1 protein-coding gene and 1 pseudogene are annotated in these 1,682 nt (G+C 75.0%); both read right to left on the bottom strand.

Features of this window, described 5'->3' with window-relative positions:
* Positions 1 to 205 (bottom strand): annotated as a pseudogene (locus tag AOK18_RS27890) (EamA family transporter); the annotation flags it as partial.
* 368 nt (positions 206 to 573) lie between these two features.
* Positions 574 to 1,503 carry an STM4015 family protein gene (locus tag AOK18_RS27885; protein WP_240503339.1) on the bottom strand — a complete coding sequence of 310 codons (930 nt, stop codon included), beginning with the start codon at positions 1,501 to 1,503 and terminating at the stop codon, positions 574 to 576.
* Between the last annotated feature and the right edge of the window lie 179 nt (positions 1,504 to 1,682).

The following is a 1,682-nucleotide window of genomic DNA, read 5'->3' as shown; positions in this document are numbered from 1 at the left end:
CGCCGAGCGCGCCGGCGCGCGGCATCAGCGTCACCGCGAGGGCGCCGCCGAACTGGACGGATATCCCGCCGGCGAGCACCAGGCCGACCGGCCCCAGGGAGCCGCGCCCGCGCGGGGCGCCGTCCGGCGCGGGCGCGGGTCCGGGCGTCCCGCCCGTCACGGGGGCGGCCGGGCTGGACGGGGTGGCGGCGCTGGGGGCGGTCACGGGCATTCCTGGGGATCGGCACGGGAAGGGGGCTCGGATCGGGCGGCACGGGTCGTGGTGCGCCGTCCGGTCCAGGGTAGTGGCCTCGGGACAGCACCATGAGGCATGACGTACCTGACGATGAGCGCCCCGCCCCGCCCGGGTCAACTCCGTCCGTCATGCGGACCGCGTGCTTCCGGCACGCCCGCACGCACTCCGCTCCGTCCCGCCGCCCGCGGGGGCCGGCCCGGCGCCACGGGCTTCCCGGGACCCGGCCGGGGCCCGCCGTCCGGTGCGCGGCCGGCGGCGCGCCGGTCGTCGCGGTCGGGGGAGGCGGGGCCGTTCGGCACGGTGGCCTCCCGGAGGAGGGACGGGCCGGGGAGGGCGGGTCACTCGGCGGCGGCGACGTAGCGGTGCTCCTCGCCGCCGTAGTGCTCGGCCTCTTCCCGTTCGGTCAGGTCGACCCGCACCCCGGCCGGTTCGAGGGCCTCCCGGAGGCGCAGCACCATGGCGTCGCTCAGGTAGTGGTGGTGCAGGTCGAGGAAGCGCAGGTGGGTGAGCGGCTGCCCGTCCAGCAGGGCCGCGGCGCCCTCGTCGCCGAGCGTGCCCATCGACAGCCTGAGGGACGCGAGCCGGGCCACGACCGGGGCGTGGGCCACGGCGGCCGCGATCTCGTCCTGGAACCGGCTGTTCTGCAGACCCAGGTGGCGCAGGGAGGGCAGCCGCTCGCCGGTGAGCAGCGGCCGGAGGTCCTCCAGGGTGGTGTCGCACCCGTAGTTCTCGTCGCCCAGCCACAGCTCCAGGCACTCCAGGGACGGCAGGTCGGACGCGGCCACCTTGCGCGTGACCCGGGCGGGCAGGCCGCCGGTCTCGAAGCGCAGGGTGCGCAGCCCCTCGTGACGGAGAACGGGGAACTCCAGGTCCTTGCTGCCGCGCACCCCGAGTTCCCGCAGCCGGGGGTACGCCCGCAGGACGGGTTCGAGGTCGGACTGCTCCAGCCAGGACAGCTCGCTCTCCTCCATCTCGACGTCCCCGAGGAACACCGCCTCCAGGTTGACCAGACGCGAACTCGCCTCGGCGAGCTCGTCGGCCGCGCCCCAGCCGTCCATGCCGTACCAGGGAACGCCGAAGACGAGCGCGCGCACCTCTTCCGGCGGCACGGTCCTGGTGAAGCGGTCCCAGTACGCGTCCGGGCTCTCGTCATCGGATCCCATGCCGCCCCGCATGCGCCACGCCACGGAAGAGGGGTCGGCCGGCAGGTCACGGGCGGAGGGATCCTGCGGGAAGTCCAGGACGGGAAGACCGTGGAAGTAGCTCAAGTGCTCTACATCAGAAGGATGTTGGGGAACGCCGATCGGGAAGTCCACAATGATTCCTCGAGGTTGGGAGCCGTGGCGCGCACAGTTCTAGCAGCAGCCCCCGACAGCGGACGGAGAGGTCCCGGCCGGGAGGTCCCGGCCGGGAGGTCCCGGCCGGGAGGTCCCGGCGGGGGCGCCGA

The organism is Streptomyces prasinopilosus (assembly GCF_001419695.1).
GTDB classification, from domain to species: domain Bacteria; phylum Actinomycetota; class Actinomycetes; order Streptomycetales; family Streptomycetaceae; genus Streptomyces; species Streptomyces prasinopilosus.
The sequence above is the reverse complement of the archived record's forward strand: the minus strand, read 5'-3'. Positions and strand labels throughout refer to the sequence as shown.